At 45.8% G+C, this 25982-nt stretch carries 23 protein-coding genes; 4 read left to right on the forward strand and 19 right to left on the reverse strand.

Features of this window, described 5'->3' with window-relative positions:
- On the forward strand, nt 1-211 hold a 211-nt coding region (locus tag NCY57_RS09495), incomplete at its 5' end, for a hypothetical protein (protein ID WP_250789619.1).
- Here NCY57_RS09495 and NCY57_RS09500 read toward each other — a convergent pair.
- The 16 genes from NCY57_RS09500 to NCY57_RS09575 all read right to left on the reverse strand — a co-directional run bounded on the left by NCY57_RS09500 (nt 198) and on the right by NCY57_RS09575 (nt 16663).
- Nucleotides 198-1646, reverse strand: a complete 1449-nt coding sequence (locus tag NCY57_RS09500) for a uracil-xanthine permease family protein (protein WP_118752848.1) — start codon at nt 1644-1646, stop codon at nt 198-200. The genes NCY57_RS09495 and NCY57_RS09500 overlap by 14 nt on opposite strands.
- A gap of 206 nt (nt 1647-1852) precedes the next feature.
- Nucleotides 1853-3229, reverse strand: a complete 1377-nt coding sequence (locus tag NCY57_RS09505) for a radical SAM protein (RefSeq protein WP_148446271.1) — start codon at nt 3227-3229, stop codon at nt 1853-1855.
- Between the two features lie 56 nt (nt 3230-3285).
- The gene (locus tag NCY57_RS09510) at nt 3286-3840 is read right to left on the reverse strand and encodes an HdeD family acid-resistance protein (protein ID WP_021977012.1); all 555 of its coding nucleotides are present in this window, start codon (nt 3838-3840) and stop codon (nt 3286-3288) included.
- Nucleotides 3841-4041: 201 nt separating this feature from the next.
- Complete coding sequence (locus NCY57_RS09515) at nt 4042-4602, reverse strand: TetR/AcrR family transcriptional regulator C-terminal domain-containing protein (RefSeq protein WP_015526280.1); 561 nt, start codon at nt 4600-4602, stop codon at nt 4042-4044.
- Between the two features lie 155 nt (nt 4603-4757).
- Nucleotides 4758-6086: a hemolysin family protein gene (locus NCY57_RS09520; RefSeq protein WP_227588962.1), complete on the reverse strand. Its 1329-nt coding sequence runs from the start codon at nt 6084-6086 to the stop codon at nt 4758-4760.
- A 262-nt stretch (nt 6087-6348) separates the two neighbouring features.
- Nucleotides 6349-8031: a sensor histidine kinase gene (locus tag NCY57_RS09525; protein ID WP_330638986.1), complete on the reverse strand. Its 1683-nt coding sequence runs from the start codon at nt 8029-8031 to the stop codon at nt 6349-6351.
- 187 nt (nt 8032-8218) lie between these two features.
- Nucleotides 8219-8902 carry a phosphate signaling complex protein PhoU gene (phoU, locus tag NCY57_RS09530; protein ID WP_250789620.1) on the reverse strand — a complete coding sequence of 228 codons (684 nt, stop codon included), beginning with the start codon at nt 8900-8902 and terminating at the stop codon, nt 8219-8221.
- Nucleotides 8903-8906: 4 nt separating this feature from the next.
- Nucleotides 8907-9665: a phosphate ABC transporter ATP-binding protein PstB gene (pstB, locus tag NCY57_RS09535; RefSeq protein ID WP_015526284.1), complete on the reverse strand. Its 759-nt coding sequence runs from the start codon at nt 9663-9665 to the stop codon at nt 8907-8909.
- Nucleotides 9666-9674: 9 nt separating this feature from the next.
- Complete coding sequence (gene pstA / locus NCY57_RS09540) at nt 9675-10589, reverse strand: phosphate ABC transporter permease PstA (RefSeq protein WP_148446276.1); 915 nt, start codon at nt 10587-10589, stop codon at nt 9675-9677.
- Nucleotides 10579-11436 carry a phosphate ABC transporter permease subunit PstC gene (gene pstC / locus NCY57_RS09545; RefSeq protein ID WP_021652474.1) on the reverse strand — a complete coding sequence of 286 codons (858 nt, stop codon included), beginning with the start codon at nt 11434-11436 and terminating at the stop codon, nt 10579-10581. Before pstC ends, pstA begins: the two co-directional genes overlap by 11 nt.
- Nucleotides 11437-11559: 123 nt before the next feature.
- Complete coding sequence (locus tag NCY57_RS09550; RefSeq protein ID WP_173739489.1) at nt 11560-12423, reverse strand: substrate-binding domain-containing protein; 864 nt, start codon at nt 12421-12423, stop codon at nt 11560-11562.
- A gap of 155 nt (nt 12424-12578) precedes the next feature.
- On the reverse strand, nt 12579-13013 hold the full coding sequence (locus NCY57_RS09555; RefSeq protein WP_114001811.1) for an RrF2 family transcriptional regulator: 435 nt from the start codon (nt 13011-13013) through the stop codon (nt 12579-12581).
- Between the two features lie 453 nt (nt 13014-13466).
- The gene (cysK, locus tag NCY57_RS09560) at nt 13467-14399 is read right to left on the reverse strand and encodes a cysteine synthase A (protein ID WP_015526291.1); all 933 of its coding nucleotides are present in this window, start codon (nt 14397-14399) and stop codon (nt 13467-13469) included.
- A gap of 230 nt (nt 14400-14629) precedes the next feature.
- On the reverse strand, nt 14630-15640 hold the full coding sequence (locus NCY57_RS09565) for a DUF4097 family beta strand repeat-containing protein (RefSeq protein WP_173745848.1): 1011 nt from the start codon (nt 15638-15640) through the stop codon (nt 14630-14632).
- Nucleotides 15633-16346, reverse strand: a complete 714-nt coding sequence (locus NCY57_RS09570) for a DUF1700 domain-containing protein (RefSeq protein WP_178688418.1) — start codon at nt 16344-16346, stop codon at nt 15633-15635. The genes NCY57_RS09565 and NCY57_RS09570 overlap by 8 nt, the downstream gene beginning before the upstream one ends.
- A complete protein-coding gene (locus NCY57_RS09575) occupies nt 16343-16663 on the reverse strand; it encodes a PadR family transcriptional regulator (RefSeq protein ID WP_021652481.1) in 321 nt (106 codons plus the stop codon). The genes NCY57_RS09570 and NCY57_RS09575 overlap by 4 nt, the downstream gene beginning before the upstream one ends.
- A gap of 175 nt (nt 16664-16838) precedes the next feature.
- Between NCY57_RS09575 and NCY57_RS09580 the strand changes: the two genes are divergently transcribed.
- Genes NCY57_RS09580 through NCY57_RS09590 form a run of 3 tightly spaced genes read left to right on the forward strand, consistent with a single transcriptional unit; the run spans nt 16839 to nt 21848 of the window.
- Complete coding sequence (locus NCY57_RS09580) at nt 16839-17864, forward strand: N-acetylmuramoyl-L-alanine amidase family protein (RefSeq protein ID WP_235812392.1); 1026 nt, start codon at nt 16839-16841, stop codon at nt 17862-17864.
- A gap of 21 nt (nt 17865-17885) precedes the next feature.
- Nucleotides 17886-19040 carry a serine hydrolase gene (locus NCY57_RS09585; protein WP_059086664.1) on the forward strand — a complete coding sequence of 385 codons (1155 nt, stop codon included), beginning with the start codon at nt 17886-17888 and terminating at the stop codon, nt 19038-19040.
- Nucleotides 19041-19082: 42 nt separating this feature from the next.
- The gene (locus NCY57_RS09590) at nt 19083-21848 is read left to right on the forward strand and encodes a CAP domain-containing protein (RefSeq protein ID WP_110925833.1); all 2766 of its coding nucleotides are present in this window, start codon (nt 19083-19085) and stop codon (nt 21846-21848) included.
- A gap of 60 nt (nt 21849-21908) precedes the next feature.
- Here the strand turns inward: NCY57_RS09590 and NCY57_RS09595 are convergent, their stop codons facing one another.
- Genes NCY57_RS09595 through NCY57_RS09605 form a run of 3 tightly spaced genes read right to left on the reverse strand, consistent with a single transcriptional unit; the run spans nt 21909 to nt 25973 of the window.
- Nucleotides 21909-23135, reverse strand: a complete 1227-nt coding sequence (locus NCY57_RS09595) for a hypothetical protein (RefSeq protein ID WP_161209897.1) — start codon at nt 23133-23135, stop codon at nt 21909-21911.
- Between the two features lie 42 nt (nt 23136-23177).
- Nucleotides 23178-23993: a PP2C family protein-serine/threonine phosphatase gene (locus NCY57_RS09600; RefSeq protein ID WP_250789621.1), complete on the reverse strand. Its 816-nt coding sequence runs from the start codon at nt 23991-23993 to the stop codon at nt 23178-23180.
- Between the two features lie 30 nt (nt 23994-24023).
- The gene (locus tag NCY57_RS09605; RefSeq protein ID WP_250789622.1) at nt 24024-25973 is read right to left on the reverse strand and encodes a serine/threonine protein kinase; all 1950 of its coding nucleotides are present in this window, start codon (nt 25971-25973) and stop codon (nt 24024-24026) included.
- Nucleotides 25974-25982 lie beyond the last annotated feature (9 nt).

Genomic DNA, 25982 nt, shown 5'->3' on the forward strand with positions numbered 1-25982 from the left:
GAGGGGAAGAGCGCGAGAAGGGGAGACGGCCTTCGCAACTCCGAGTGCTTCCCCTTCTCGCAAATTACCGCCTTCCAAAAGGCCGAACCTTTATCCTAAAAATAAAAAAATAAAAACATATAAAAAAAGAGACCGTCAGACCAATAAAGTCCAACAGTCTCAAAAAAGAAAAAAACTCTTTTTATTCTTACACTTTTTTATTTATTCTTAACCTTCTCCAGCATCTCCTCAGCTCTCTCAATCTCACTCTTCTCATCCTTCGGAAGAACAATATTAAGAATAATCGCAAATACCGCTGCCGGAACAATACCGGAACCGCCGAAGATCAGGCTGATCGCCTGTGGCAGATGCACCAGGATCGCTGTATTGGAGCCAAGTCCATAACCAAGACCAAGTGCTACGGAAACGATCGTAACATTTCTCGGTCCGATCGGCCACTTGGTAATTAACTGGATACCGCTGACAACAATAGATGAGAACATCATAACAGCAGCGCCGCCAAGAACACTCTGCGGCATGATGGAGATCAGTGCAGCAAGCTTCGGGAACAGTCCGCATGCGATCAGGAAGATTCCTCCTGTAGCGATACAGAAACGGTTTACAACCTTATTCATTGCAACCAGACCAACGTTCTGGCTGAAGGATGTGTTCGGAAGCACACCGAACAGTGCTGCGAAGGAAGATCCAAGTCCGTCACACATAACACCACCGGAAAGCTCTTTGTCTGTAGCCTCTCTTCCAAGACCACCCTCTGTGATTCCGGAAATATCACCAACTGTTTCAACTGCAGTTACAATAAACATGATCAGGATCGGCACGATCGCACGTGCGTCAAACACCCATTTTACAGGCATCAGTGCCGGTACCGCAAACCATTTTGCCTGAGCAACCTTGTCCCAGTTGAGAACCCAGGCCTTTGTAGCCTCCACAGTAGCACCTGTGTCATCTACATATGTAAATGTTGTAGGAAGTACCATAGCCATGATACTTACCAGAATGTATCCCACGATAATACCGATGAGGATTGAAGAAAAGCTTGTGAAGCCTTTTGTTCCATGCTTCAGTACAATGATCACGATCAGAACTACAAAGCCTACGAAAAGGTTTTCAAGAGAACCGTAATCCTTTGCGGAGCTTCCGCCACCGAAAGAGCTGATTCCCACACCGATCAGTGAAAGACCGATTGAAAGTACAACTGTACCTGTTACAACAGATGGGAAAAATTTTCTCAAGGGCTTCAGAAAGCTTCCCAGAACAGTCTCAAAAAGACCGCCGATAAAGCAGGCTGCCATGATTGAACCATAGGCAACGATACCATTTCCCATGACTCCGGCAACGCTCTGACATACGCCGATGAAGCCTGAACTTGTTCCCATAACGATAGGAAGCTTGCCACCGACCGGTCCGATCGTAAAGACCTGTACAAGTGTAACAATTCCTGCGATCAGCATTGCATTCTGAAGTAATGCAACCTGAAGATCCCCTCCTGCTTCGATCCCGCAGGCAGCTGTGATGATCAGAAGCGGGGTAAGATTACCCACAAACATGGCAAGCACGTGCTGCAGTCCAAGGGGAATTGCCACCTTAAGAGGTGGGCGTCCGTCCAGCTCATAAGGGCTGGCTGTGTTTTTCTCCTGTTTTTCCATAATGAATCCATCCTTTCTTTCCCTATGTCCTGACGATAACATAAAAAAGAAGGCAGTTATACCCACTGCTGAATATAACCGCCCTGTTATCTGTCAGTACACGTATCGTGTCTCTTCTGTTTCGACACTCTTATCTGAACTGTTATTTCAGACTCCTGAAAAACGGGTTCATTATACAGTATCCCAACATCTATATCAAGTGTTAATTAACAAGTTGTTGATTTTTTTGCAGCTTTTTTTGCCTGGCTCTCACTCCAGAGCTCATCGGCCTGTTTCTTCCATACCTCTGCATAGTGATCACATTTTGCACAGAGATGCTCTGCTGTTTCCGGAGACTGAAGATCTGTAGATTTCGCTCCTGCACGCTCAACCATCTTGCGGAGAAGCTCAGGATTTTCAAGCATCGGACATGGACGAAGCATGTTTTTGTTGAACGGCTGACCCTTGTGATACTCCATAAAAATCGGGCTCTTCAGCGCCTCAAGGAGTGTACATTCTTTAATATTCGCATTGGAGAAATGAATGAATACGCAAGGATCCACATCTCCGTTTGCATTGATATGGAGGTAACGACGGCCACCTGCGATACATCCGCCTACATACTCTGCATCGTTCTGGAAGTCCATAGTGAAGAGAGATTTTGTGGCACGGAATCTGCGGACGCTGTCGTACATTTTGATTCTCTGCTCCGGTGTGGGAAGGAGATCTGCTGCTGCATCATTTCCAACCGGCATATAGTGGAAGAACCATGCAAAATAAGCTCCGCACTCAATCAGATGATCAAAATACTCCTCACTGCTTACTGCATCTACGTTTGCGGATGTGTAGCATGTGGAAACACCGAACGGAAGTCCGTGGCTCTTCAGAAGCTCCATAGCATGCATAACCTTCTGGTATACGCCATCTCCACGACGTCCATCTGTAGTTGCCTCTGTTCCCTCAAGGCTGATAGCCGGAACGAAGTTTTTCACACGGAGCATTTCCTGGCAGAATTCCTCGTCGATCAGAGTTCCGTTTGTGAAGGAAAGGAACTCACAGTCCGGATGCATCTCACAGATCTTAATAAGGTCTTTTTTGCGGACAAGAGGCTCACCGCCTGTGTAGATGTACATATAAGTTCCCAGCTCTTTACCCTGTTTAACAATAGAATCGATGGTCTCAAGATCCAGGTTCAGCTTGTGGCCATACTCCGCTGCCCAGCATCCTGTGCAATGAAGGTTACATGCGCTGGTAGGATCAAGAAGAATTGCCCACGGTACATTGCAGTCATTCTCTTCTGATACCTTTTCCTGCGTTGCGCTTCCCTTAAGACTGGCATTTACAATAAAGTTGCGGAAAAATGTCTGGCGTACGCCGGCATCCAGCTGATACATACGAAGGATCAGCTGATACCAGTTGTCCTTTGCCTCGATGGAGTGACGGATCGCATTTCTCTGTCCTGCATACCAGCCATCCGGTGTTACTTTATCAACCATTTCCATGATCTTCGGTATGTTTGTCTCCGGATCCTTCTCAAGATAATCCAGTGCTTTTGTTACGGTAGCTGCGATCGCTGCCTGTTTTGCTTTGTCTACGATTCCCATACTCTATTTCCTCCTATGTTATTATCTAAAGTGATTGGTTATTTTTATGTTTATGTTTAAAGCCGACTCTTGATGATCTTGATCGTCAGGATCCCGACCCATAGATTGAGGATCCCTTCCAGTAAAATGGAAAATCCTACCAGTGCCATCATCGTAGCTGCTGCTTCACATGGTCTGATAAAAACCAGAACTCCGATCACTCCGGTGACCAGTGCGACCAGCAGAATCTGCCACCACAGCGCCAGACCGAATCTCTTCGCATCTACAGACATCTGGATCTTAAACAGGGCATCTGCCAGGATCAGGATTCCGAACACGGAAAAAATAAGATCCACTGCGAAATTTTTTCTGGCTATCAGGATCACTCCCACTGCCATCAGCAAGATCCCGAAAGCCAGATCAAACTGAAATGCCAGACAGAAAGCATCTCTCGTGAAATATCCGCTGATCTTAATAGCCCCGTACAGGATCAGCATGATTCCCATAAGCACGCACAGCATTTTTACAGAGCTTTTGGGCCTTGCCATCAGAAAAATACCCAGCACACAGAACAGTAATGACATGACGATGTAGATGTTTTTTACAAGCTTCAGCTGTTTCAGGTCATCCATACGTTCCCTCCTTGATAATTTTTTCTCATTTATTGTACTGAATTATACATCCCTGTGTCGTTTAAAAAAACAGACAAAAAAGAGCCAGTGCCTAAATTTTAGACACCAGCTCAAAATTAACCGTTTCTATACCTTAATAAAATTCGAGGACATTCCTGTTCTACAGCTAAATGGATATTTTTAATCTTCATTTAGTTGAAATCATAGCTTTTCTTTCAGATTTTTGTACTGACTCTCAAGGCTCTTCTCGTAAATATACTCCAGCTTATGCATATCTGACAGGATATCATAATCCATATCATGCCGCAGCCAGTCCAGGATCACTCCCACAAATACGCATTTATAATACCGGCTTATAAGATGCCTATCTTCCTGATCCATTTCAAAGTCTCCGACCGCCCTGTTGATCAGCTCCTCCACCACACGCTCTGCGGCATGATCCAGATAATCGGCAAATACATCCCTCTGGATCGAGCGGTACAGATGTATCATGGCTTTTTTGTTCTTCTGAACTGCGTTGACAAGGATTTCCATACAGTCGCTGACTGATTCCGGTACTTTCTGATCCTTCAGAATGTCATTCAGCTCTTCCTTTACCATTGCTTCCACTGCATCCGGAATATCCCTGAAATGGTAGTAAAATGTATTCCTGTTTACTCCACAGCGTTCCACGATGTCCTTTACCGTGATCTTGGACAATGGTTTTTCGTTCATAAGTTCCGTCAGTGTATGCAGTATGATCTGTCTTGTAAAACCTGGCATTTTTTCTCCCCCATCACAAGCTTTCCTCGGGTTATTTCCTTATTATGTCATAAAAATAACATACTTTCAAGCAACAACATGTTCGAAAATGTCCATAAATCCCCGGAGATCTTTCTCCCGATAACTGTCCCATGACCTGGCTGAACAAGGTTTTGTCAGATCTCTTCTTTCTGTTCCTGCACTTTTTTCTCTGGCTGAACATGAACGATTCCCTCCACAACGGTATGGTTTCTGACCTGATTTACCACAATATCCAGGTTTTTCCAGCTGCATCGGAACTGTTCTCCGTCCTCCGGTACACGTTCCAGAACTCCGCAGACAAAGCCGCTGAAAGTATCATATTTTTCTACAGGAAGCTCCACATTTATGACCTCTGCCACATCATCCAGGATCGCTCCTCCCTGTATTTTCCAGATATGTTCTCCTGTCTTCTCAATATCATCCGGCTTCGGCAGATCTGTCCTGTCGTCAATATCTCCTACCAGCGTCTCCACAAGATCATGCAGAGTGACAATTCCCACAAAGCAGCCGTATTCATCCAGCACTACTGCAAAATAATCCCGTTTTTCCCTCATTTCCCGGAAGATCAGGTTGGCACGCATGGATTCCGGTACAAAAAACGGTGAATAACAGGCATGCTGCAGAACAGCTTCTCTGGATCTGTCATCCAGGCGGAAATAATCTCTGGTGTCCAGAATATGGATAATATCATCCTGATCTTCCCCGCATACCGGATAAAAGGTGTGACGGTTCTCTCTGATGATCCGTTCCCATTCCTCATCGGAGTCTTCCATATAGAGGACAACCACATCTCTTCTGTGTGTACAGATCTCATCTGCCGCAGTATCATCCAGGTCAAAAACATTCTGGATCATCTCGCTTTCTTCCTGCTGGATGCTGCCCTGTTCATTTCCCTCTGTAAGCAGCATACGGATCTCTTCCTCTGTGGCCTGCTCCTCTTTTTCTTCCGGTTTGATTCCCATCAGATACAGCACACCATTGGCAGTTACTGTCAGAAGTGCAGTAGCCGGCCAGACTGCGATCATCGCGATCTTAAGAAGTCCTGCCAGACGCAGAGACAGCTCATCCGGATTTTTCATTCCCAGACGTCTTGGCACCAGTTCTCCGAACAGAAGACTTACATAGGAAAGCAGTATGGTCACAATGATCATGCATACGATCTTCAGAACATTCTGTGGTACATCTATCCCTGACCTTATCAGTGCCTCTGTCATCGGCTGTGCAAAATATTCTGCCGCAAAAGCGCTCTGCAGAAATCCTGCCGTAGTTACCGTTACACGGATCGCTGTCATAAAATGTGCCGGCTGTTCTGTAAGCTTTATCAAAATCTGCGCCCGGTGATCTCCCTCTTCTGCCAGCTCCTTCATCTTCGCTTCATTCATGGACAGAACCGCCATTTCCGCACCTGCGAAAACAGAATTCAGAAAGATCAGGAACACCAGTAAAACAATTGCCTGTATCATATTTTTATTCCCCTCAGTATAGTCGTCCGGAATTATCCCGAACCAATTATAATACAGAAAGCGGACCGTTATCATCCGCTTTCCTGTTGCTTACTCTGATTATTATTACATAAGATAGCATAACCCTTCCGGTCTGTCAAACCATCAACCTCCAACCAGCAATATACTATGATATAAAAAGCAGCAGATACATACAACAGAACGGCCTTTCATCTTCCACTCTGCTGCATGCCTATGAACATCATCGCTGCACGACCTATGTTCACTCTGCTGCTTCCTTTTCCATATGATGTTTCGGAAATTCCATAATGATCTCGGTTCCCTGTCCCGGTTCACTGTTAAGCCACAGCCTGCCGTTCAGAGTTTTTACCCCGTGCTTCACAATGGAAAGGCCAAGGCCGGTTCCGCCGATTTCCTTGGAATGGCTTTTGTCCACCCGATAAAAGCGTTCAAAAATGCGTTCCTGATCTTCCTTCGGAATACCGATCCCTGTATCCCGCACATTCACGCGAACTGCATCCTCGCCATCCTTCAGTCTCACAAAGACCTCTCCACCCCGGCGGTTATATTTGACAGCATTATCGCAGACATTATAGAGAACCTCTTCCATGATCGTCGGCACTGTATCCAGCACTGTACTTCCGCCTTCCATATACATATGCACTTCCTGCTTTTCGGCAGCTTCATGTAAGGTAGAAAAAATATCATGAGTCAGACTGTAAAGATCCAGTTTTTCCCACTGATACGGCAATCCGCCCTCATCCAGACGGGAGATCCGGATCACATCCCCAACCAGACGGATCAGTCTCTGCGCTTCCTTATAGATGCGTCCTGCAAAAACCTTCACATCCTCATCCTTCACAAATCCGTCCTGCATGATCTCAGCAAATCCGGAAATGGAAGTCAGCGGCGTTTTCAGCTCATGAGAAACATTTGCGGAAAATTCTCTTCGCAGCTGTTCCCGTTCTACTTTTTCGGTCACATCCACCAAAAGGATCACCGCACCCTCTGTCTTATTTTCTCTTGTGACAGGATTGGCGATCACCTGAATCTCATTGCCATCCAAACGAAGGATCTTGTTCTCATGCTTTCCTTCAAGGACCTGCCCAACGACACCTCGAAACTCCTCCGAGCGGTTCAGAAGATATACACTTTCTCCTGTTTTGATCTCCTTTACCTTAAGAAGCTTTCCCACACTGGAGTTGACAGAAAGTACCATGGTATAACGGTCGATCACAAGAAGTCCCTCCTGCATGTTCTCCGTGATAATAGAAAATTCTTTCTGCTGTCTTCTGGCTGCCTCAAGCTGCAGACGGATCTGCCGGCTCTGTCTGCCGATCTTGCTAAGAAGCGGCTGTACCTCATCATAGGCATCATTCTCATCCGGATGCTCCAGATCAAGCCCATTAAGAGGTTCCACAACCTTCCCGGAAAGCCTGGATGCAAATACGCCGGACAGGAGCAGCATAAGTATCAGAACTGCAGCAAAAGGCGGAAGCAGCTGCAGGAGCAGCATCCATACAGAAGCCTGGTTACTGGAAACTCTCAGCACATTGCCATTTTCAAGGCGTACTGCATAATACATTGTTTTTTCGGAAAGCGTTGATGACATTCTTTCATCCGCACCTTCTCCGTTGATCTCTGCTTCACGGATCTCCTTGCGATGTCCGTGATTATCCATGCTTTCCACATTTGCCTCATTGTCGTAGATAACTTTTCCACTTTCATCCACATAAGTGATCCTGGAATCCTCATCATTCAGCTTCTTCAGATAATCTGTCCCGGTACTTTCCACGCCTCTGGAAATATACACGGCTTCTTTCTTCAGCTCACCCATCAGCTGTCCCTGAAAATAGTGATAAAGGATTCCCACGACAAATGCCAGTCCCAGTACTGTGATCAGTGATGAAACCAGCATGATATACTTAAATATTTTTTTACTCAAAGCTCAGCCCTTTCCTTTCTCCGAAATCTATATAGCATTTTACAAAAGCAATGTAAAAATAATTATCCGGAAAAAGTTAAATCCTTGTAAATTTTATCACATTATAAAAAGTGCTGTGATATCCTTTCAATACCACAGCACTTTTTTTGCAATAATGCAACTCTTTGCAATCTGCTCTTACTTATTTCTATTCCTCAACAAAATAGTTATCTGTATGACTGGAACCGCTTCTGTGGTTTCCTGTGATGGAATATTCCACCCACTCTGCAATGTTCACAGCGTGATCACCGATACGCTCGAAATATTTTGCAGCCATAAGGATATCCAGACCGATGCTTGCATCCGGCTTTCCGTTATTCAGGACCTCGGCCAGCTTTTCCTTAATAGCATTGAAGGCATCGTCCACCTTATCATCATCGTCAATAACCTTTCTGCAAAGCTCAAGATCACCCTTTACAAAGGCATCGATGCTTTCTGTAACCATCCGGACAGTATCCTCTGCCATCTTCCGGATATTAATGATATCTCCGGTAACTGCTTTGTCCTCGATATGCTTGGACAGATCCGCAATATCTGCTGCCTGATCACCGATGCGTTCCATATCGGAGATCATCTTCAGCGCTGCGGAAATGGATCGCAGATCTCCGGCTACCGGATGCTCATGAAGAAGAAGCTTCATGCAGAGATTTTCAATCTCTTTTTCCTGTGCATCGATCTCTTTTTCCGTCTCAAAGATCTTGCCAATGAGAGTCATCCCGCCTTCACCCTGAATAGCTTTGGCAGAAAGTGAAATTGCTTTTTCGCAGAGACTTCCCATGGTGATCAGTTCCACGTGAAGCTCTTCCAGCTGTCTTACAAAACGTTCTGACATAATATCAACCAAACCTTCCTGTAATATAATCCTCTGTACGCTTATCCGCCGGCATGGAGAACAGCTTGTCTGTATCCGCAAATTCCACAACCTCACCAAGAAGGAAAAATGCTGTCTTGTCGGAGATACGGGTTGCCTGCTGCATGTTATGTGTGACCATAACAATGGTGTAATCCTTTTTAAGCTCTACTGCCAGATCCTCGATCTTGGAAGTGGAGATCGGGTCCAGGGCAGATGTAGGCTCATCCATAAGAAGCACCTCCGGCTGTACTGCCAGGGCACGGGCAATGCAGAGACGCTGCTGCTGTCCGCCTGACATTCCAAGAGCACTTTTTTTCAGGCGGTCCTTGACCTCATCCCAGATTGCCGCATCACGGAGAGATTTTTCCACGATCTCATCCAGCTTTGCCTTGGAACGGATACCGTGTGTTCTCGGACCGTATGCAATATTATCATAAATGCTCATCGGGAACGGATTGGGCTTCTGGAATACCATTCCCACACGTTTACGCAGAAGATTCACGTCCATATCTCCGTAAATATCTTCCCCGTCAAGCTCTACCTTTCCTGTGATGGTACAGCCTTCCACAAGGTCATTCATACGGTTTAAGGATTTCAGAAGTGTGGATTTACCGCAGCCGCTTGGTCCGATAAATGCTGTGATCTCCTTTTCCGGGATTTCCATATTGATTCCCTTCAGGGCATGAAAGCTTCCGTAATGGAGATTCATATTGTCAATTGAAATTTTTGTATTTTCACTCATGATCGATCATTATCCTTTCGCAATTTTTCTGGCTACCAGACCGGACAGTCCGTTGATAACAAGTACAAATGCCAGAATGACTACTGCTGTTGCAGATGCCTGGTTTACATGAAGTCCCTCACTGGAAAGCACATACATGTGAAGTGCCAGGGTACGTCCGGAACCCATCAGGCTGTTTGGAACTGCCGCAACAGTACCGGAGGTATAAAGAAGTGCTGCAGTCTCACCTACCACACGTCCGATGGCCAGGATCACACCTGCCAGGATTCCAGGAACTGCGGAGGGAAGTACAATCGTAAAAATAGTACGGAGCTTGCCTGCTCCAAGTCCGAAGCTTGCCTCACGGTAAGAATCCGGAACAGATTTCAGTGCTTCCTCAGCGGTACGCATGATCAGGGGAAGTACCATGATCACCATGGTCAGGGCACCGGAAAGAAGAGACATGCCCCAGTGCAATGCAGTTACAAAGAACAGCATACCGAACAGACCATATACGATGGATGGAATACCGGAAAGTGTCTCTGCGGTAATACGGATCAGCTTTACAAAACGGCTGCCTTTTTTTGCATATTCCACAAGGAAGATCGCTGCAAAGATTCCTACCGGAGCGGCAATCGCCAGAGATACCAGTGTCATAATCAGGGTATTGATCAGTGACGGGAGAAGGGAAACGTTCTCTGAGGTATAGGTAAGGCTGAACAGACTTGCATTCAGATAGGGAATACCTTTTACAAGCACATAGCCGATCAGGAAGAACAGCAGTGCAAAAGTGATCACTGCTCCCAGCAGTGTGAGAAATGCCAGGACTCCTGCACCGGGATGTCTTGCATAAGACTTCAGCTGGTCTCCTATGGTAAGTGTATTTCTTTTTTTCATGGTTGTTTCTGCCGCAGGATCTGCAGTTACTGATACGTTAGTTTGCATACTCCGCCCTCCTGTTCAGCAGTGAAAGACTTAAGTTGATGATCAGGATAAATACAAAGAGTACAACTCCTGTTGCGATCAGTGCTTCTCTGTGAAGTCCTGATGCATATCCCATCTCTGTTACGATGTTTGCAGTCATGGTACGGACACCCTGAAGAAGTCCCTTCGGCATACGTGGCTGGTTTCCGGCTACCATGATCACGGCCATGGTCTCACCGATGGCACGTCCGATCCCAAGGACAACGCCTGCCAGGATTCCTGACTTTGCTGCCGGAAGCATAACAAAGAAAATGCTTCTCTCTTTTGTTGCGCCAAGCGCAAGTGAGCCTTCATAGTAGCTTTCCGGAACGCTTCGTACTGCCGATTCCGTAACTCCGATGATCGTCGGAAGGATCATGATTCCCAGAAGGATACATGCTGCCAGCATACTGCTTCCGGTTCCTCCGAACAGCTGGCGGATCAGCGGTACCAGGAGAACCAGACCAAAATAGCCATATACGATGGATGGAACACCTGCCATAAGCTCAATACCGGATTTCAGTGGTTTATAGATTTTTTTCGGGCAATATCTTGCCATAAATACGGATGTAAAAAGTGCGATCGGAACTCCGATAAGGATTGCTCCTGCAGTTACATAAATACTTGCCACGATCATTGGCAGGATTCCGAATTTATCGTTTGTTGGTCTCCATTCTGTTCCGAAGAGGAATTTTAAGGGACCGATCTTTCCCATTGCAGGAAGGCCGTTTGCAAAAAGGAACACACAGATAAGAAATACTGCGAGAACCGATGCACAGGCCGCAATGAGAAAAACGACCTTCATGGCCTTTTCTCCTAAATGATTCATAAGACACCTTTCTCTCTGTCCCAGTGGATATCCACTGTGCTGATATATAACGGAGCGGCTTTCCTGACCTTGTCATGATCGCCGCTCTTTGTAAGATACTTCAATCGTTTTTTATCCGGGAATTTATTTGGTCATGTCTTCCCAGTCTGTGATGTCACCTGTGAAGATGGATTTTACCTGGTCACTTGAAAGCTCCTCAAGGTCATTGTCATTATTTACGATGACTGCGATACCATCTTTTGCGATCTCTGTAGTTTTAACACCTTTCTCTGTTTCCTCGTCCTTCAGCTCACGGGATGCCATTCCGATATCACATACACCCTCTGTTGCGCTATTGATTCCTGTTGTGGAGTCGCTGACCTGAACCTCTACTGTGATGTTTTTGTTTGTTTTCTGATATGCCTCTGCAAGCTTCTCCATTACAGGTCCTACGGAAGAAGATCCCATAACTACGACTTTGCCTTTTGCATCTCCGGCTTTGTATGCCTCTGCTTTTTCATCTACTTTGATGTAGCCTTCTTTTTCGATGATGTCCTGTCCGTCAGAGCTCATGATGTAGTTGATGAAATCCTGTGCTGCATCGCTGAGCTTGTCGCCTGTTACGATGTTGAACGGACGTGCTACCTTGTATGTATCATCTGCAACGTTCTCTGCTGTTGCCTCTGCTCCGTCGATCTTTACTGCCTTTACTGTATCGTTGAGGGAACCAAGGGATACGTATCCGATAGAGTTCTCATCGCCTGCTACTGTGGTAAGCATTACATCTGTGTTGTTTGTGATGCTTGCTTCCTGTGTTGTCATATCTACTTTCTCGCCGTCTTTTTCTTCTTCGATCCCAAACAGCTCTACGAATGCTCCACGTGTTCCGGATCCGTCCTCACGGGAAATTACGTCGATCGCTCCGGACGGTGCTGCCATTACAACGGTTCCCATTACTGTAGTTCCGATAAGTGCTGCTGTTAAGATACCTGCGATTCTTTTTTTCATGATTTTTTTCTCCTCATTTCTATGATCATTTTTACTTGCTTACTGCTTAAATACAGGTGTTATTATAGAAATGGAAGGTAAAATATAAAATCGCGGTTTTGTAAAATGTTAGTAAAAAAATGTGATATAAAAAAAAGCTGCTTGCGCAGCTTTTTTTATATGATATATTCGTCCGCCTTCACGGATTGCCAGTTCATCAGGTCTTCCAGTGTTATATGATCCACCACACCTTTGATAGCATCGTCCAGCTTTTTCCAGAGGATCTGGGTGACGCAGTTCTCCTCACGGTCACAGATGGCTCCGTTGTCGTCCAGACATTCCACAGGGGAAAGGCTTCCTTCTGTGAGACGAAGGATCATTCCGACCGTGTATTTATCCGGGGTCTGCTGCAGTGCATAGCCGCCCTGAGGGCCACGGACACTGCGGACAAAGCCTGCTTTGTTCAGGATGGAGATGATCTGCTCCAGATATTTATCGGAGATCTCCTGGCGCTTCGCCACATCCTTCAGGCGGATCGGTTTTCCTGTATAATTTGTAGCAAGATCCAACATCAGTCTCAGCGCATATCTTCCTCTTGTAGAAATCCTCATGTAATATTTACCTCCAATATTTCAGTATTCTTCTGATTTATAGCCTTTTGCTCTTTCTGTTATTGTGCAGCTGTTCAGCCGGAAATATTCCTCTGTATTCCATAACCGGCACCCTTCTCTGTGATGCACAGGCAGCTTCCTGTATCTTCTTTCATAGGAAGCAGAATCTGCTTTGCAGACTTTATTCTTTATATTGTTAATAGGTTTTGTTTGTTTTCTCTATTATACCTGAAAAAGCTACAAGATACAAGCAAGTCCCCACACACTGCTTATTGCTTTTCGCGGGACCTTACCAGTGAACAGTAACCGCAGCCCCACAGAGGGCTTACTTAATTCGATGAAATCAAGAATAAAACCGGCGCTCCGGCAGCCTGCTTGGACAGGCATTCAGGAGCGCCGTAAATAATCCCACAGAATCACGCTTCAAGGCAAAAGAAGCGGTCTTCGGATCGATTATTTTGTAAACAGTGGTGTGGAGTAGTAACGGTCTCCACTGTCCGGAAGAAGTGCTACGATCACTTTCCCCTTGTTCTCCGGGCGTTTTGCAAGCTGGATCGCAGCATAGAGAGCTGCACCGGAGGAAATTCCTGTAAGGATTCCCTCTTTCTTGGTAAGGAGTTTGGATGTTTCAAATGCATCCTCATTCTCTACAGGGATGATCTCGTCATAAACCTTGGTGTCAAGTGTGTCCGGAACAAAACCTGCGCCGATACCCTGGATCTTATGCGGGCCTGCTTTTCCCTCAGAAAGTACAGGAGAAGTTGCAGGCTCAACAGCAACTACCTTCACATTCGGGTTCTGGCTCTTCAGGTACTCACCTGTACCGGTGATCGTTCCGCCTGTGCCAACACCTGCTACGAAGATATCTACCTTTCCGTCTGTGTCATTCCAGATCTCAGGACCTGTTGTTGCTGCATGTGCCTTCGGGTTAGCCGGGTTCTCAAACTGTCCCGGGATGAAGCTTCCCGGAATCTCCTTGGCAAGCTCTTCTGCCTTGGCAATGGCCCCCTTCATTCCCTTGGCTCCGTCTGTGAGAACCACCTCTGCACCATATGCCTTCAGGATGTTTCTTCTCTCAACACTCATGGTCTCCGGCATGGTGAGGATCGTCTTATAGCCCTTGGCAGCTGCGATGGCTGCAAGTCCGATTCCTGTGTTACCGGATGTTGGCTCGATAATGGTTGCGCCTGGTTTCAGGACACCTTTCTGCTCTGCATCCTCGATCATTGCCTTACCGATTCTGTCCTTAACGCTTCCTGCCGGGTTAAAATACTCAAGCTTGGCAAGTACTGTAGCCTCAAGTCCCTCAGACTTCTCTACGTTCTTAACCTCTACAAGCGGTGTGTTTCCGATCAGTTCCAGTGCGCTTCCGTAAATTTTACCCATGATGATATCCTCCTTATTTCCTTTATGTCCATTTCCTTATTTCCTAGTAACTATATATGTTTTCTGTGATTTGATTGAATTATATCATAGTACAGGGATTTGTCAATACATTTCAGCTAAAAAACGCAGGAATTTTTCTCCGGAAAAACCCCTGCGCTTCATATAATTTCATTTATTCTTTTTTAGGATTTTTACAAGCAGATGCATAGTCAGGCGGATATTCATATTCTTTATTTTTCAGATTCTGTTAATGTAATATCCCCATCGCTGCATTCCACATTTAAAGTCGGTGCTGAAGCACCGGCCTTGTTCTCATAAACAGAGGTGTCTTCCTCATTGTCGGTTTTTCCCCTGGAAAGCCCCTCCGTGTCCACATCTCCGTCTGCAGCTTTCAGATAAATATTGGTTTTCTCTGCACTGCCGTTCTTCATTTCTACAGAAACATCACCGCAGGAGCTATTGATCTTCATATCTCCGTTAAAGCTGCTGTTGTCTATCTGAATATCTCCGTCGCTGAGAGCTATCTGCCCATCTGCAAGCTCTGCCTTTTTTATGGTCACATCTCCGTTTCCGGATTTCAGCTGCATGTTATCTGTACATTGAAGTTCTTTTACATTCAGATCCCCGTCGGAAAGCTTTGCATCAAACTTTTCGAACTCGCCCTTATCCAGCATCAGATCTCCACTGAGAAGTTCCAGGGTCATTTCTTTACACAAAAGCTGATCGGCAGCAAGATCCCCGTCGGAAAGCTGAAGCTCCGCTTCGGAAAGCTGTGCCTTCTCCGGAATATAAAGAACCACCGTATTCAATGCATCTTTCTTTTCTGTCAGATCCGCATGTGTAGAGAATATCCCCAGATCATAGGTTATATAATAACTTCCACTGCCGCCTGCAGGCTCCTCAAGCGTGAGCTCTCCATCCTTATCCTTCCAGGTCAGAGGATTTTTCCTCCCGTTTTTCTCAAGCTTATATTCCATATAATAATGGTCATCATCTGAGGTACGGATATCCAGATCAAAATCCTCAAAATCCACATTCAGCTTCGTAAAATCATCAATCTGTTCTTTTTTCATTACTGTAAGATTTTTACGACTGGAAGAATTTCCTCCGGATACATACATATGATCTGAAGTATATGTGAAATCTTTTCCCCCTGCAAAATATCCTGCTGTGGAAAGAACAACTCCCGCTACACAGAGTGCTGTACCTGTCATCAGCACTGTTTTTGCAATCTTATTCATTTTTATGCACCTTCTTTCTTGCAAGTCTGTTAACCAGACGGCCGATTCCCATTGCACACCATTTACATATATATATGGTAAGTACTCCAACGAGGATTCCCGCACCTGCCATCAGAAATCCACTGCCGACCATCATGCAGGCTGCTGCCAGAGATCTTGCGATCAATGTCACGCCGAAACCTGTGAGCACGATACCTCCGGCAATTGCTGATACACCTGTAACTGCCATGGAAAAGATCACTGCTGCGATGACAATCACCACTGCTGCCAGTACTGCAAGGCCTGCAAACAGCAGCGCAATGCTCACCGGCGATGCACAGATCACCAGAAATGCGAGAAGAATGATCTTTCCGGGGGAACGCTTCTTTCCTGCGGATGTACTGTACCCTGTTGTACTCAGGTTTCCTGAATCTGTCCGGCTATGTGCATGGGAGCTCTCTCCGTAATATGAACCTGCTGCCGGCAAAGCTGCTGTTTTTTTCTCGGTGATGTCTTTACTGTCACCAACACTCTCCTGTAAAAGGTTCAGAAGCAGTTCCCTTGCCGCCTCTTTAGGCTGTCCCAGTTCTTCCATAACCTGCTGTTCATTCTCAGGTCCAGCCTCATCGAAGTATTCCGAAAAATACTCAATGGCATTGTCATAATCTTCTTTTGGAAGCCGCTTCAGATATTTCTTCAACTGCTCCATATACTCTTTTCTTGTCATTTTCGAAGTCTCCCTTCCACAATATCGTCTATAGTATCGCGGTATTCTCTCCACTCTTTCCTCAGATATTCCAGCTGATCACGCCCGGCTTCTGTGATGGAATAATACTTTCGCTTCCTGCCCTGGAACTCTTGGGAATACGTTGTAAGATAACCACCTGTCTCCAGCTTCCGCAGGATGGGATACAGGGTAGACTCCTTGATGGATGCAACCATCTTTACAGTCTGGCTGATCTCATATCCGTAGGAATCCTGCTGTTCCACAACAGAAAGGATCAGACATTCTGTCAGCACAGCTGATACCGGATAGTAATACATACGCTCACCTCTTTATGTAATTATTTTATATATAAAATTTTTATATATAATTATTTTACATATATAGTATCATATTTTCCCCTGTTGTCAAGCCCAATTTCACAATTGCTTTTTCCTATCTCCTTATTTATAATATTTACAAATGCAAACACCCACCAAGAAAGGACGTATTTTTATGGAAAAAAAGCCTCATCTGATGGCAATCGTCCTGTTTCTGACGGGTCTTATCTGTATTGGACTGCTTTTTGGACTCAGCTATAAAACCTACCGGAAGATCGATGCCGTTGACCAGAAAATGGCCTCCGTAATCAAACCGGTCCAGAAAAAGCAGAAATCCATGAAAGAGGATATCGAACTTTATACAGCCAAGATCGAAAAGAAACAGGCAGCCAACAAATACCTGCAGCAGCGGGCACAGACAGAAAAAGCTGTCAAAAACAACACTGGTGAACATGAACGGGCACCGGAAACCGAAAACAGTCAGAAAACGACCAAACCCTCTGTTTTCAATGAAGCCGGTGGTGAGGGATTCACCGATGGCGGTAATGATACCTCTTCTGCTTCCAACAACGGCCATATCGTCGGAATCGATCCCGGACATCAGGGCGAAAATGTTGATATGAGTGCCACAGAGCCGAACGGCCCCGGTTCCTCCACCATGAAGGCCAAGGCTTCCACCGGAACCAGAGGTTCCTTCAGCGGTCTCCCGGAGTATCAGCTGAACCTGGATGTTTCTCTTCTGCTTAAGGATATCCTGGAACAACGTGGATACCAGGTAGTAATGACAAGGACAGACAATGATACCGCTATCAGCAACAAGGAGCGTGCAGAGCTGGTCGCTTCCCAGGGTGCGGAGATCTGTGTCCGTATCCATGCAAACGGAGATGATTCTGCAGATGTCTCCGGTGCTCTAACCATGTGTCCGTCCCAGCAGAATCCTTATGTTTCCAGTCTCTATGACAGTTCCAACAAACTATCCAAATGCATTGTGGATTCCTACTGCGCAGCTACCGGCTTCCAGAACCGCGGGATCATCTACACAGATTCCATGACAGGTATTAACTGGAGCACGATCCCGGTGACGATTGTGGAAATGGGATTTATGACCAACCAGAGCGATGATCTGAAAATGGCGGATTCCTCCTTCCAGCAGACTATGGCAGAAGGGATCGCCAATGGAATCGATGCTTATTTCCAATAATAAAAAGGAGTTTGTTTATATATGAAAAAAAATACATTTCTATATATTGTGATCGCAGTGCTTGTCATCGCACTGGCAGGACTTGGGGCACTGAATGTCCGCTCCCTGGACAAGCTTGCATCTCTCCAGACAAAAGTTAACAAGCTGCAGAAAAGTGTGCAGGAGGTTTCTGATTCTGCCGCTGAGCTCAGCAGCAAAGCCGATCAGCTGGATGCTCTTTATCCTGATGATCCTACCGTTTCCAGCGCTGCTGCCGCAGCATCTTCAGCTGAGGTCCAGGGTCCTTCCGCACAGGAAGAATCCACAGATACATCTGCAGCCTCCGATTCTTCCGAAGCTTCTGGCAGCAAGGACAGTTCTTCTTCCACTCAGGAAGAAGGAACTCTTTCCCCATCCAGCGGAAGTACTTTCACAGACAATTCGGATTCCAGCATGGACAACCTTCTGAATCAGGTACAGTCTCTTCTTCCCACCGATAACGGAACCTGGTCCGTATATGTATGCAATCTTGCAAAAAATACCGAAGGTACCATCAACGATCAGCAGATGCAGGCTGCCAGCCTGATCAAGCTCTATATCATGGGTGCCGTATATGAAGATTATGACAGTCTTTCCTCCAAATACAGCAAGGATCAGCTGGACAATGCACTGAACTCCATGATCATAGTCAGCGACAATGATGCTGCCAATACACTTGTCAATTATCTTGGCGGCGGAGATGACGCAGCCGGAATGGCCCGTGTGAATAAATTCTGTCAGGATCACGGATACACCAGCACTTCCATGGGACGTCTTCTTCTTGCAGATAATTCCAATGGGGATAACTACACTTCCGCAAAGGATTGTGGAAAATTTCTGAAGACCATCTATCAGATCGACAAGGGTACTGCTACCGATAACAACGATACTCTGGCAGGAGCCGAATATATGTATCGTCTTCTGAAAATGCAGACCAGGAAAAACAAGATCCCGGCTCAGATGCCTTCCGAGGTAAAGGTTGCCAACAAAACCGGTGAACTGGATCACGTAGAAAACGATGTCGGCATCATCTATGACACTGCAAAGGGGATCGACCTGGTAGTCTGCTTTATGTCACAGGATCTTAACGATACCTCTGCTGCACAGAACACCATCGCACAGGACAGCCGTGCGATCTATGGATACTATAACGAATAACAAAAGAAAATATCTTTATATTATATTGGTAAGGAAAACATCATGAATCAGACAAAAGAGAAAAAAACAAGATACTTATTATGGCCTGCGCTACTGCTTCTGCTTCTTCTGCTGGCGCCGGGCAACATTGTCCGTGTGCAGGCCGCCTCTGACCAGACTGCTGTCCAGCTGAAACTCAGTCAGGGTATCCGCCGCTATGATTATGCTTACCAGGTCCTTGATCTGGTAAATCAGGAACGTGCCAAAAAGAACCGGAATCCTGTCACTATGGATAAGAACCTTCTGGAATGCGCCATGACCAGAGCAGAAGAACTGACCGTTTGCGCCAGTCATACCCGTCCCAATGGTTCCATCTGTTTTTCAGCCTTTCCTTATTTTGAGAATCCAAGTGAAAATCTTGCGATCAACCAGGGAACTCCTGAAGAAGTTATGGAATCATGGATCGAATCTTCCGGACATTACACGAACATCATGAATTCCAAAAATGTTTCTGCCGGAATCGGCTGCTACTCACAGAACGGTCATCTCTACTGGATCCAGTGCTTTTCTTCTCACGCAACAGAAGCCTGCACACAGCCTGCCAATCAGACTGTGTCACCTGTTATTTCCGTGCTTCCAAAGCTGATAAATATCCATTTCAACGAAGCTTCTCCGATCACATTCACAGAAGAACAGAAAACACTGGCTATCTATATAACCTGTAATGGATTCAGCTATATGAGTTCCAGCCTTGACCCAGCTTCTTTCACATGGTCAACCGGAGATCCTTCCATTGCCACTGTGGATCAGAGCGGTGTTATCCGACTGAAAAGCAGAGGAACCACTACGGTTTCTGCCACACTGAAATCCTGCCCGGACAAAACACTGTCTGCAGATCTCAATGCATACTATGATCTGGAAAATTCCAGAGAGACTTCTCTGCGCTATACAAGTTCCTGGAACTATACCGGAAGTCCCATTACTTTTTCTCCTGAACTAAAATTCCATGGTCGTACGCTGACTGAGGGAAAAGATTATACGATTTCTTTCTCCCACAATCAGAACAGCGGTGTGGGAACTTTCACGATCACAGGTCTTGGCCTTTATTCCGGAACTCTGACGAATAATTTCGGTATCTGGCAGATCAATCTCTCTCAGGCAGAGATTGATTTTTCCCAGTCCTCCTATCTGTATACCGGAACTCCACTAACTCCGAAGCCCACTGTCACCTGGAATGGTATAACCCTGACAGAAAATGTAGATTATACACTCTCCTGGCATAACAATGCCCAGCAGGGAAACGCTTATGTTACTGTTTCCGGTAAGGGAAATTTCACCGGTGAAAGTAATAAATATTTCTACATCGACCTTACCCCGATCACGGAAGCTGAGATTGGTGATATCCCGGATTATGAATATGCTCCTGGCAAAGAATTCAAGCCGGAGCCAACGGTCACATTAAATGGTGTTACTTTAAAGAAAGATGTTGATTATACCCTTTCTTATTATGATAACACCATGGCAAGTTCCAGAACCAACAGACCTCGTGTCCATATAACCGGTATCGGCATTTACAGAAGCGGTTTTTCCAAATACTTCACCATCAATCCACTGAAGCTCTCCGGTGAGACCATCCAACTGGCAGATTCAAACTGCAAAAGTGAAAGTGTAACCTCTTATCTGCGAAATAACCTGGTCATCACCTATAATGGCACACAACTGACCTCTGATGATTTTCGCATTACTTCTGTATACTATTCCTCCAGCAATGAGATCCTGGATTTTTCACTTTCCTATAAGCAGAATTATTCCGGTTCAAGGCATATGACATCTGTAAAGCTTTGCGATCTTTCGGATATTCCGGAACAGATCTTCAACGGCAATGCAGTAACTCCGAAGCCTACTGTAAAATACGGCTCGGACACGCTTCAGGAAGGCACGGATTATATCCTTACCTGGAAAGATAACGCCAAAACCGGCACTGGCTCCGTAACGGTTACAGGAATCAACAATTATTTTTCAAGTCAGTCCCTGACCTTTAAAATATCCGCTCCAGCACCAACGAGCACTCCAACTCCGAAACCTACTGCTACCCCAACGCCGAAGCCTACTGCTACTCCAAAGCCGAAGCCTACTGCTACCCCAACGCCGAAGCCTACTGCTACCCCGACTCCGAAACCTACTGCCACTCCAACGCCGAAGCCTACTGCCACTCCAGTTCCGAAGCCATCCACTACCCCGGCTCCAATGCCATCTGGCACTCCGGCTCCTGTGATCACGAAATTAACTGCACCGTCAATTAAGGCCTCTGCCTCCTGGAACAGCTGTACGCTCCGCTGGAACCGTATAAACAATGCCCGGAACTATATTCTCTACAGAAAAACAAATTCCGGAAAATACGCAAAGATCAAAACTTTAAACACAAATACTACTTCATACAAAGACACAAAGATCACTATCGGAAATAAATATTCTTACGTGATCCGTGCAAGCAAAAAAACATCCTCCGGTTATATCTACAGTCCAGTTTCCAAAGCAGTGACTGTGAAACCGAATCTGCTCCGTCCGTCCATAAAGCTTAAAACCCTCAAAGGAAAACAGACCCTTTCCTGGAAAAAGATTTCCGGAGCAACCGGCTATGTCATCTATCAGAAAAAAGGAAATGGTTCCTTCAAAAAAGTAAAAACTATTTCTTACAAAAATACCAGCTATACATTTAAGACAGCAAAAAATGTTACATATAGCTACAGACTGGTTCCATACCGCACAGTAAACAAGAAGGTAAAGACCGGACCTGCAAGTGCGGTAAAAACCGGAAAAGCAAAATAACAGACTTACCGGATCGGACAAAAAAAGGATGATGCGTCACCGAAACGCATCATCCTTTTTTCAGTTCTTTTCTTCTCCCTCTTCATAGGATTTTTCCCAGATCTCGGAAAATACTGCCAGCGGACAGTCTGTCAGCAGGCACATCAGAAGAAAGCACTCATATGGATTCACTATGTAGATCTCACTCATTTCGCAGCGGGCCAGGATCTCCTGGATCTCCTCCAGAAAATGACGGTATCTCGTATACGGATCATCCTCTGCCATCTCCTGAGAGATCACAAAAAACTCCAGCGTGATCAGATCGAACCGCTCCACCGGAAATTTATGGTTCAGGATATTGTTGATCCTCTGGCGGCTGAAGCGCTTCTGGCTGAAATGTTTTGCCAGAATGGATGCGGACATCTTTTTGAGATTTCCCATTTTATTAATAGGAATCCCGCTGCAGATAACCTTTTCCAGATCCGAAGCACTGATATTCTCAGGCTTCCAGATCTTTTTGCCACCGTTTTCTTCCTCATCTTCCTGATACATGGCTGCAATGATCTTCCTTGCCCGCTCCAGAAGGAGCATAAATTCCTGAAAAGCCTGGCTCTTCTCTGATTTCGGATCATCATGTCTTCCTTTCAGAAAAGCCAGATATTCCAGAAGCTTTTCTTCACTGTCCAGACAAAGCCCTGTGCCATACACGATCTCTCCGGTCTTTTTTTCCACCGGAGTCATCTGTTTGTAGGTTTCTTTATATTCCTCCGCTTTATAATAGCCAAGATGATTCCGGTAACAATACCAGTAGATCACTTCTTCCGGATTATGAAAATCAAAATCCTGCTCACGAAGCACCCGGGTCAGAAAATCTGAAACATCCTCTGTACTCATCCGAAGTCCGAACCCCAGCAGAAAAACTGTTTCACGCTTCACAGATGCCTGAGTCAGCCAATTATTCACCAGAGAACTCAGCTTGGCTGATGTAGGTGACATGGATTTCGGTGTGTAGGTTTCCTTGAAGGATTCCACAACGATCTCTCTGTAGACTTCCTGCGGCACCTGGGAAAAAGGCTCCTCAAGCTCTGCACGCTCATACACATATCGTTTCAGATAGTCACCAAAGGAAACCAGTTCCATTTCCTTGTAAAGATAATGAAAAATAACATCTGCATCCTCATCCTCAAAGGAATCCAGACTGACAACCTGGCGGAACTTCTGTGCCGCCTTTCTTGTAAATTCAAAGTCCTTCACTGAATCGAAGGCAACTGTCTGTTCAAAATCAAGATCCTGCATTCGATTTCTCATCGCAAATTTTCTCCTTATCCCTTTTCTTACTCCCCGGGTTTATTACCGTCCGGTACTGTGGCGCTCTGCCCAGCGTTTGAGAATATTTTTTTCTTCATAGCCGCTGATCTGTGCAAGGACCAGTGTCACATTATCTCTGCCGCCTCTTTCCAATGCCTGTTCCAGGATCTTACCTACTTTTTCTTCTGCGGTTTCTGTCCCGCCAAGGATCTTCTGAAGCTCCTGATCAGAAAGCATGTCTGTCACTCCATCTGAACAGATCAGATACGAGCTTCCCGGCTGATAACCGATCTCCACGATAGAAGGCTCCAGTGCCATGTTTTCTTCCTGGAAGCCCAGATACTGCGTCAGCGGAGCTTTTCCCAGCATTTTTCCGCCGATCACATGGTCCGTGGAAATCTGCTGAAACTTCCCCTGAAAATGACGGTAGATACGGCTATCCCCAAGGTTGCAGGCATAGATCGCCTTTTCACTGAAAGACAAAAGTGCCATGGTTGTTCCCATGCTTCTGATACAGTTTTCATTGCTGTAGCGACATACTGCCTCATTCATATTTTCGCAGGCTTCTGTCAGAAAAACCACAGGCTCTTTTTTCAGGGTCTTTTTGTTTTCTTCATAGAAGCCTCCCAGCGCTTCCACAGCTGCAGAAGCTGCCATTTCACCGCAGCTTTCTCCGCCCATGCCGTCAAAAACAGCCAGCATTGGAAGCTGCCAGTGCTGTGTATGACCTGCCAGGATTCCGTCAACCCCCTGGTTGTGCACCGGCAGGCGCACTCCGCAGCACCAGAAATTATCCTCATTATTTGTCCTCACCTTTCCGGTGTGACATGTATACGCATAATCAATCTGATAGGCCATTCTTTTTCCTTTCGTAAAAACCCTTCGACATTACTGCTGAAGCTCCACTACAGAATTACTCCAGTATTTGTCTCCCAGTTCTACATATTTGTCGTTATCGCTCTCTTTATCATGAACCTTACCATCTGCATCGATCCATCGGATCAGAAGGCCGTCCTGATAATAAAAATACTGCTTCTCATCTCCGTCCCATACATAAGTATAAAACATCTGCTCGCCCCAGTAAAAATATTCCTCATAAACGCCATCTGCGGAACTGCCGGGATATACAAGTACTTTGGCGATCTCTCCTGATCCATTATAAAAGCGCAGGCGATCCCCCTCTGTACCTTCACGTCTATAGCTGTCCAGAGCATTTTCTATGGTTGTCGCATGGTCACGTATCGTTTCCATTGCCTGTGCGAAACTTTTATCCGAATTGTCTGCAGTACCGAAATTTCCTTTGTTCAGAGCATCAGAATCATCGGAATCTGTATACGAAGGTTCCCCGTTATCCACAGGTTTCCGTATCGTTCGTACCGCAAGGATCCCGCCGATCAGCACAACAAGGATCCCGGCTGTTATAAGCATTCTGAAAATACCTTTCCGTTTCCTTCTGTCATCGTCATTTCCGTCATTCTCTGGTACGGATCCTTCCCACTCCTGGAGATTCTGGTCACGGTCGTCTTCCAGATCTGTGATAGAGGTAACTCTAGGCTTTACAGCTCCGGTTTTTCTTATACCGGGATCTGACTGACGGGAACGTCCTGACGGATAACCGGACAGGCTATCCTTTTCGGATGCTGTTTTTCCGGATGCAGATTTCTGAGGCTTCTGTATTGTGCTCTGAGCCTTTGGCGTATTCCGGGCTGCATTTTTTGCTATTTCTCCGGCTATCGGTTTATCCGGCTGTATGGATACCGGCACAGGATTTTTACGTGCCTGACGGATCGCATCCGTATTCAGCTGACTCGTTCTTGCCAGCTGTCTGGCTGCACCCTCCTGGAGAAACTTCGGCATGGACTCCGGAACAGGTCTTTCCTCCACTGGTTTCGGTTTCTCATGAACTCCCTGTTCTCTGTTTGCTGCTCCATACCGGATTTCTTCCAGTGCATCCCGAAACTTCTCAGGAGTCTGATATCGTTCTTTTGCATCATAAGCACAGGCTTTTAAGATAACGGAGCCGAAAGCCTCTCCTGCATCCACAGGTGGTGGCGGTGTTTCGCCTGACATCCTCCTCGTGAGTGCGTTTTCCTTATCTCTGTATGTGATCAGCTGTTTTTCAAGATTCAGAAACGGAAGCCTGTTATGATTCATCAGTTTATATAACACCAAGCCAAGTGCATAAATGTCCACTCTGCTGTCGTACTGTTCTCCCCTGTACATCTCCGGCGCCATATAGGAATAAGTTCCCTTTTTGGAAAGGGTACTCATAGTTTTTTCCAGTTCTCTGGCGATTCCAAAGTCCCCCAGTTTGAAATCCCCGAACCTGGATACAAAAATATTCTCAGGTTTGATATCCCTGTGGATGATGTGAAGCTGCCCACAGTATTCCAGTGATCTGCAAAGATCGATACCCAGCTTCATCACTTCTTTTTCTGTGAGATTTTTTCCCGCATAATATTCCATGAAGCTTGTGAGATATTCCATGCGGATAAAAACATCCCATCCGATCTCGTCCAGATATTCCATCACCTTGTAATCTTCTACAGATACAATATGGGAATTTCCCCGGAAATACTCCATGGTGCTTACTTCCTGAATGCACTCCTCCACCAGATTTTCAAAATAACCGCGGACAGATTTTTCATCACCGGATTCTGAGCGCACACTGTCCAGCTCCCCTTTACTGGCGGGGATTGTGATTATCTTAATTGCCGAGTAAAAAGAACGTCCCTTCTCAGTTCTCTGAGCTTTATACACTCTTCCAAAAGAGCCTTCCCCGATCTTGCTTACGATCTTCCATTCCGGCCACGGGGAAATTGGCAGTTCCTTGTCCATCGCAATCCC

The sequence above is a fragment of the Blautia sp. MB18-30 genome, from assembly GCF_023669475.1.
GTDB lineage: Bacteria > Bacillota > Clostridia > Lachnospirales > Lachnospiraceae > Blautia_A > Blautia_A fusiformis.